The sequence below is a fragment of the Micromonospora yasonensis genome (genome assembly GCF_026013475.1).
Lineage (GTDB): Bacteria > Actinomycetota > Actinomycetes > Mycobacteriales > Micromonosporaceae > Micromonospora > Micromonospora yasonensis.
In genome coordinates this window covers 25970-33239 of sequence record NZ_JAPDPH010000063.1, presented here as the reverse complement: position 1 = coordinate 33239, position 7270 = coordinate 25970, and the positions used below count along the sequence as shown (strand labels likewise).

The window sequence follows — 7270 nt, the reverse complement described above, 5'->3', positions numbered from 1 at the left end:
ACCGGGCCGAACCAGTGCGGCGACGGCATCGCCGCCGGCACGGCGCTGAACTTCACCGTGACCAGCCAGACCGGCTTCGCCGCCACGACCAAGATGTTCGCCGAGATCAAGTCGCAGCTGGCCAAGCTCGGCATCCAGCTGACCATCAAGGAGGTGCCCGACTCGGTCGCGGTCACCCCGGCCTGCAAGCCGACGGACGCCACCTGCTCGTGGGACATGTCCTTCTTCGGCTCGCAGGGCAGTTGGTACTACCCGGCCTTCGCCAGCGGGGAGCGGCTCTTCGCCACCGGCGCCCCGGTGAACCTGGGCAGCTACAGCAACCCGGAGGCCGACAAGCTCATCGAGGCCACGCAGTTCTCCGGCGACGAGAGCGCGCTCAAGGCGTACAACGACTTCCTCGCCAAGGACCTGCCGGTGCTCTGGATGCCGAACCCGGTGTTCCAGGTCTCGGCGTACCGGTCCGGCCTGCAGGGCGTCGAGCCGCAGGACCCGATGAACTTCATGTACTTCCAGGACTGGTCCTGGAAGTGACCGACCACTGATCGTCCCGGCCCCGGCGGCGCCCACCGCGCCGCCGGGGCCCCGACCAGGGAGGAGGAACGGCCCAGGTGGTCCGGTACCTCATCACGCGCTTGGGTCAGGCCCTCGTCGTTGTCGTGATCGTCACGGTGATCGCGTTCCTCATCCTGCACCTGCTTCCCGGGGGCGCGGCACGGGCCACCCTCGGCAAGGAGGCGACGCTGGAGCAGTTGGCGGCGTTCAACCACGACATGGGCTACGACCGGCCGTGGATCCAGCAGTACGGCATGTACGTGCAGCGCCTGCTGCACGGCGATCTCGGCTACTCGTACCAGCTCAACCAGTCGGTCGTCGAGGCGATCAGCCAGCGGCTGCCGAAGACCATGGTGCTGTCGCTGCTGTCGACCCTGCTCGCCATCGTGCTGGCGATCCCGCTCGGCGTGATCCAGGCGGTACGCCGCAACCGCTGGCCCGACTACGCCATCACCTCGCTGTCGCTGCTGGCGTACGCCACGCCCATCTTCTTCATGGGCCTCATGATGATCATCCTCTTCTCGCAGGTCTGGCCGATCCTGCCACCGGAGGCGCCGCAGGGGTTCACGGTGGCGGAAGTGCTCGCCGACCCGGCGGGGCTGGTCCTGCCCACGGTCACGCTCGCCATCGTCACCATCGCGGTCTACTCGCGGTACGTACGCTCCGCCATGGTCGACAACCTCAACGAGAACTACGTCCGCACCGCCCGCAGCAAGGGCCTCTCAGAGCGGCGGGTGGTGCTGCGGCACACGCTGCGCAACGGGTTGTTCCCGGTCATCGCGCTGCTCGGGATGTACCTGCCCGCGCTGTTCAGCGGGGCGTTGGTCGTCGAATCGCTGTTCAACTTCCCCGGCATGGGGCAGCTGTTCTGGCAGGCGGCGCTGAAGCGTGACTTCCCGATCCTGCTCGGGGTCACCGTCATCATCTCGATCGCGACGGTGGTCGGCGCGCTCGTCGCCGACCTGCTCTACGCCGCCGTCGATCCCCGGGTCCGACTCCGCGGGAGCACGTCATGAGCACACTGTCCGAGGCGGTCCGTCCCGGTGCCGCCCCCGCTCCGCCGGCCGACGCGGCCGACGAGCCGGTACGCGGCCTCTGGCGGCAGGGGCTGGTCGTCTTCTGCGAGAACCGGCTGGCCCTGGTGGGCCTGGGCCTGTTCGTCCTGCTGGCCGGGATCTGCTTCCTCGGCCCGCTCTTCTACCACACCGACCAGGTGCACACCGACCTCACCGCCGTGCACCTCGCCCCGGGTGAGCAGGGGCATCCGCTCGGCACCGACGGGGTCGGCTACGACCAGCTGGGGCGGCTCATGCTCGGCGGTCAGACCTCGATCATCGTCGGGCTCGCGGCCGGCATCCTCGCCACCGCGGTGGGCACCCTCTGGGGCGCCGTCGCCGGATTCGCGGGCGGATGGGTGGACCCGGCGATGATGCGGGTGGTCGACGCGATGATGTCGATCCCGTCGCTGTTCCTCTTCATGCTGCTCGCCGCCATCGTCACCCCGAGTGTGCCGATGCTCATCCTCATCATCGGTGCCTTCGCCTGGTTGGGGCCGGCCCGGCTGGTCCGGGGTGAGGCACTGACCCTGCGCTCCCGCGAGTACGTCCAGGCCATGCGGGGGATGGGTGGCACGGGTGGCCGGGCGGTGCGCCGGCACATCGTGCCGAACGCCATCGGCACGGTGATCGTCAACGCGACCTTCCAGGTCGCCGACGCGATCCTCTACGTCGCGTACCTGTCCTTCCTCGGTCTCGGCGTCCCCCCGCCGGCGGCGAACTGGGGCGGGATGCTCTCCGACGGCCTGGCCGACACCTACAGCGGCCACTGGTGGCTGCTGTACCCGCCGGGAATCGCCATCATCCTCATCGTCCTCGCCTTCAACTTCATCGGCGACGGGCTGAGGGACGCCTTCGAGGTCCGCCTCCGGCGACGCTGAGCAGGAGCAGAAAATGAGCGAATCGACCGTTCGGAAGCCGCCGGCAGCGGTTCAGCCCCTGCTGGAACTGCGCGATCTCGACACCGACATCGCGCTGCGCCGCGGCACCGTACACGCCCTCGACGGGGTCAGCCTCGAGGTCATGCCGGGCGAGACCCTCGGCGTGGTGGGCGAATCCGGCAGCGGCAAGACGATGACGGCACTGTCGATCATGGGTCTGCTGCCGCCCGGCGGCCGGGTGTCCGGGGGACAGATCCTCTTCGAGGGCCGGGACCTGCGCTCGCTGCCGGCCGACGAGGTACGCCGGATCCGTGGTGTCCGGATGGGCATGGTCTTCCAGGACCCGCTCACCTCGCTCAACCCGACCATGCGGATCGGCGTCCAGGTCGCCGAACCGCTGCGGGTGCACGAGGGAGTCGGCAAGGCGGACGCGCGGGAGCGGACCATCGAAATCCTGCGCCGGGTCGGCATGCCCCGCCCGGACCGGATCGTCGACAACTACCCGCACGAGTTGTCCGGCGGGATGCGGCAACGCGTCGCCATCGCGATGGCACTGGTCTGTTCCCCGCGCCTGCTCATCGCCGACGAACCGACCACCGCCCTCGACGTCACCACCCAGCGGCAGATCCTCGAACTCATCGACGACCTGCGGGAAGAGTTCGGGATGGCGGTCATCCTGGTCACCCACGACCTGGGGGTGATCGCCGGCCGCGCCGACCGGGTCGCCGTCATGTACGCCGGCCGGGTGGTGGAGACCGCCGCGACCGCGACGCTGTTCCGCACACCCCGGCACCGCTACACCGAGGCGCTGATGGAGGCGCTGCCCGAGTCGGCGATCCGGGAGACCGGTGCACACGCCCGCCTCTACAGCATCCCGGGCCTGCCGCCGGACCTGTCCCGGCCCCTGGCCGGCTGCCGGTTCGCGCCCCGCTGCCGGCACGTCACCGACGAATGCCGGATCAGCGACATCACCCTGTCGGCCGGCGAGCATCAGCACGCCTGTCTGCACCCGGTGCCCACGACACCCGCCGCGCCGGTCACCCTGCCGGCCCCGGTACGGGTCGAACCGGCACCGCAGCCGGCCGGCCCGACGGCCGGACCGGACGAGCCGGCGGCGACGTCGGTCCTGTCGGTGCGCGCACTGGTGAAGAACTACGCGGCGCACGGGCGTGGGCTGCTGCGCCGCACCGCCGGGCAGGTGAGCGCCGTGGCGGGTGTCTCGTTCGAGGTCGGCCCGGGGGAGACCTTCGGGCTGGTCGGCGAATCCGGCTGCGGCAAGTCCACCGTGGGACGACTGGCCGTCGGACTGGAGCGGCCGACCGCCGGGCAGATCATGCTGGACGGCACCGACCTCGCCGGCCTGGCCGGGCGGGAGCGCCGCCGCATGCACCGGCAGGTCCAACTCATGTTCCAAGACAGCTACGCCGCGATGAACCCCCGGATGCGCGTCGACGCCATCCTCGCCGAACCGCTGGAGATCCAGAAGGTGGGCGACGGGGCGGCCCGGCGGGCCCGCATCGCCACCCTGCTCGACCAGGTGGGGCTGTCGCGGCGGGTCCTGGAGCGCTACCCCCACGAGTTCTCCGGCGGCCAGCTGCAGCGCATCGGGCTGGCCCGGTCGCTGGCCCTGCAGCCCCGGCTGATCGTCGGCGACGAGCCGGTGAGCGCGCTGGACGTGTCGATCCAGGCGCAGGTCCTCAACCTCATGCGGGACCTGCAGCGCGAGCTCGGCCTGGCGTACGTCTTCATCAGCCATGACCTGTCCGTCGTCGACTACATGGCGGACCGGATCGGCGTCATGTACCTCGGCAAGCTCGTCGAGGTCGGGCCGGCCCGGGACGTGGTCCGGGCCGCCCGGCACCCGTACACGCAGGCACTCATCGACGCCGTCCCCTCCATCACGCCGAACGCCGCGGCCGCCCGCGACGGCATCACCATCCGAGGCGAGCTGCCCAGCGCGCTGAACCCGCCCACCGGGTGCCGGTTCCGGACCCGATGCCCCCTGGCCCAGGAGATCTGCGCGACGGAACCGCCGCTGGCCGGCGACGGACACCAGGTGGCCTGCCACTTCCCGCTGCGCCCGGAGTCGAGCGCGGCGCCCGCGCGGGCCGGGGCGGTCGCATGACCACGGTGGAGATCTGCGTCAGTGACGTACCGACCGCCCTGGTGGCCGAGGCGGCCGGGGCCGACCGGCTGGAGCTCTGCGCCGATCTCGGCCAGGGCGGCACCACCCCCAGCCTGGGGACGCTCACGGTTGCCCTGCAGACGTTGCGGACGGTGGGGGTGCGGGTCATGGTCCGCCCCCGGGGCGGCGACTTCCGGGTGAGCGAGATCGAGGAGCAGGTCATGCTCGCCGACATCGCGGCCATCCGCAGCCTGCCCAACCCGCACGGGCTCGCGGTCGGGGTGGTGGTCGGCGCCGTCGGCGCCGACGGTGGCCTCGATCTCGCGGTGCTGCGGCGCCTGATCGAGGCGGCGGGACCGTTGCCGGTGACCGTGCACAAGGCCTTCGACGAGGTCGACGACCAGCTACGGGCAATCGAGGAGATCATCGACCTCGGGGCCGACGCGGTGTTGACCTCGGGCGCGGCGCCCACCGCGCTGGCCGGCGCCGCGCGCATCGCCGCACTGCGGCAGCGGGCCGGCGACCGGTTGCGGGTCATCGCCGGCGGTGGCATCCGATCGCACAACGTCCGGCAGGTGCTCGCGGAGACCCGGGCGCGGGAGGTGCACCTGCGGGCACCGGTGCAGCGCGACGGACGCGAGGCCACGGACGGCGACGAGGTCCGCCGGGTCGTCGCCGCCACGCGTGCCCGCTGACGGCGAGCCACCCACGACGCCAACGGGCCGACCTCGCTGCGAGGCGTGCTGGGCGGAGCGGCGTCGACCTCAGGCGGCGAGGCGGGTGATGGCGGCGACCGACCGGTCCACGTCCGCCTCGGTGGTGGTGGCGTTCGACACCGAGAGCCGCATCAGTCGCCGCCCCCGCCACGTCGTACCGCCCGCCCAGCACGTGCCGTCCGCCTGCACGGCCGCCACCACCCGGTCGGTGCGGGCATCGTCGCCGAAGCCCACCAGCACCTGGTTGAGCACCACCTCGTTCGCCACCTCGAACCCGGCCGCGGTCAGGCCATCGGCGAACCGGCGGGCCAGCGCGCAACAGCGGTCGACCAGCCCCGCGACACCGTCGCGGCCCAGCTCCCGCAGTCCGGCCCAGACGGCGAAGCCCCGCGCCCGGCGCGAGGACTCGGCGGTGAGATCCGCTCCCACCGGCGCGCCGCCGGAACCGACCAGGTACGCCGCGGCGTAGGACATCGCCGCCGCGTGCACGTCCGGCCGGGCGCAGAAGGCGAAGGCCGAGTCGTACGGGAGATTCAGCCACTTGTGGCCGTCGCAGGCCCACGAGTCGGCCAGTTCCAGCCCGTCCACCAGATGCCGCGTGGCCGGACTCGCCGCGGCCCACAGTCCGAACGCCCCGTCCACATGCACCCACCCACCGTGCCGGCGGACCAGCTCGCACGCCTGCCGGAGCTCGTCGCAGGCGCCGGTGTTCACGTTGCCCGCCTGAAGACACACGATGGTGGGGCCCCGGGAACCGGCTCGCAGCACGTCCCGCAGCGACCGGAGGTCGATGGCGCCGTTCGGCCCGGCCGGCACCGATTCCACCACGTCCACCCCGAGGCCGAGCAGGCGCAGCGACCGGTCGATGGTGCCGTGTCGCTCCTCCCCGGCGATCACCCGGATCGGCGGCGCCCCGAGCAGCCCACGCCGTTCCACGTCCCAACCCGCGTCGGCCAGCACCTGGTGCCGGGCGGCGGCAAGCCCGACGGTGTTCGCCGCCTGGGCGCCGTTGACGAAACCGACCGACGCCGACGCCGGAATGCCCAGCAACTCCTTCAGCCAGCCGCCGGCGGCCGCCTCGGCGGCGATGGCGGCCGGCGAGGTGACAACGTTGAACGCGAGCTGGTCCCAACCGGCAGCGAGGATGTCGGCTGCGGTCGCCGCCGGCAACGCGCCGCCGACCACGAACCCGAAGTACCGTGGGCCGGCGCTCGCGACCAGGCCAGGCTCGGCCGCGGCGAGCAGGTCAGCCAATACCTGCTCAGGCGGGCAGGGAGCGTCGGGCAACGGGCCCCCGAACGAGCCGGCCAACGCAGCCTGGTCGATGGGCACTCCGACCGGCCGGTCCGGCAACGACCGCCGATAGTCCGCCGCGTGGTCAGCGGCCACACGGAACAGGTGACGCAGTTCGTCCATCGGCGCACCTTTCCCTGGACCCGTGGGCTACGCCCTTTGATCATGGCCAGTACCCGGGAGCCGAGACAAGTGCTGGTTCCGACCGGCGGGCGATGACATCATCGGGAGCATGTCTCGTCGATACGTTGTCGGCCTCGCGGCGGTGGTCGGTCTGATTTCCGGGTGCTCCGGGTCGCCGTACCGGATTCCTGACCGCCACACCGCCGGTGTGCAGGCCGAGGAGACACGCCTCGCCGCGCTGCTGCCCGACCGGTTGCTCTGGGGCCCTGGCACCTGCGAGGTCCGGCTACTCGGCCGGGAGGACTCATCGTCGTTCGCCTGGGCGGCCTGCGAAATCACGCCGACGGCCGAACATCCGTCAGGAGGCATCTCGATGCCGGTGCGGGTGGATGGCGATCGAGTCAGGAAGCCTGCCGACGGTGAGGGCTATGCCGAAAGCATCGAACGCCTGTTCCCGCGCGACCTGGCAGACGCCGTGCTTCACGAGCCCGAGCGGCTACGCCCTTAGCTCCACCACGCTTGTCG

The 7270-nt window shown here is 71.7% G+C and carries 6 protein-coding genes and 1 pseudogene; 6 read left to right on the top strand and 1 reads right to left on the bottom strand.

The features are described from left to right. The 5 genes and pseudogenes from ONA70_RS15540 to ONA70_RS15520 all read left to right on the top strand — a co-directional run. Positions 1-531: pseudogene (locus ONA70_RS15540) on the top strand (peptide ABC transporter substrate-binding protein); the annotation flags it as partial. Positions 532-608: 77 nt separating this feature from the next. Beyond that, positions 609-1568 carry an ABC transporter permease gene (locus ONA70_RS15535; RefSeq protein WP_265007139.1) on the top strand — a complete coding sequence of 320 codons (960 nt, stop codon included), beginning with the start codon at positions 609-611 and terminating at the stop codon, positions 1566-1568. Beyond that, entirely contained in the window at positions 1565-2488 is a 924-nt protein-coding gene (locus ONA70_RS15530; protein WP_265007138.1) for an ABC transporter permease, read from the top strand. The genes ONA70_RS15535 and ONA70_RS15530 overlap by 4 nt, the downstream gene beginning before the upstream one ends. Before the next feature lie 13 nt (positions 2489-2501). Then, positions 2502-4613: an ABC transporter ATP-binding protein gene (locus tag ONA70_RS15525; RefSeq protein WP_265007137.1), complete on the top strand. Its 2112-nt coding sequence runs from the start codon at positions 2502-2504 to the stop codon at positions 4611-4613. Next, the gene (locus ONA70_RS15520) at positions 4610-5308 is read left to right on the top strand and encodes a copper homeostasis protein CutC (protein WP_265007136.1); all 699 of its coding nucleotides are present in this window, start codon (positions 4610-4612) and stop codon (positions 5306-5308) included. The genes ONA70_RS15525 and ONA70_RS15520 overlap by 4 nt, the downstream gene beginning before the upstream one ends. A gap of 69 nt (positions 5309-5377) precedes the next feature. Here the strand turns inward: ONA70_RS15520 and ONA70_RS15515 are convergent, their stop codons facing one another. Next, positions 5378-6745, bottom strand: coding sequence for a pyridoxal phosphate-dependent decarboxylase family protein (locus ONA70_RS15515; RefSeq protein ID WP_265007135.1), 1368 nt, complete (start codon positions 6743-6745; stop codon positions 5378-5380). Between the two features lie 109 nt (positions 6746-6854). On the opposite strand from ONA70_RS15515, the gene ONA70_RS15510 reads away from it, so the two are divergent. Continuing rightward, a complete protein-coding gene (locus ONA70_RS15510; protein ID WP_265007134.1) occupies positions 6855-7253 on the top strand; it encodes a hypothetical protein in 399 nt (132 codons plus the stop codon). The last annotated feature ends 17 nt before the right edge of the window (positions 7254-7270 follow it).

Bases quoted from the DNA above. Each gene is read 5' to 3' on its own strand.
- ONA70_RS15520 (WP_265007136.1), top strand. From the start codon at position 4,610: ATGACCACGGTGGAGATCTGCGTCAGTGACGTACCGACCGCCCTGGTG.
- ONA70_RS15530 (WP_265007138.1), top strand. From the start codon at position 1,565: ATGAGCACACTGTCCGAGGCGGTCCGTCCCGGTGCCGCCCCCGCTCCG.
- ONA70_RS15510 (WP_265007134.1), top strand. From the start codon at position 6,855: ATGTCTCGTCGATACGTTGTCGGCCTCGCGGCGGTGGTCGGTCTGATT.
- ONA70_RS15525 (WP_265007137.1), top strand. From the start codon at position 2,502: ATGAGCGAATCGACCGTTCGGAAGCCGCCGGCAGCGGTTCAGCCCCTG.
- ONA70_RS15515 (WP_265007135.1), bottom strand. From the start codon at position 6,745: ATGGACGAACTGCGTCACCTGTTCCGTGTGGCCGCTGACCACGCGGCG.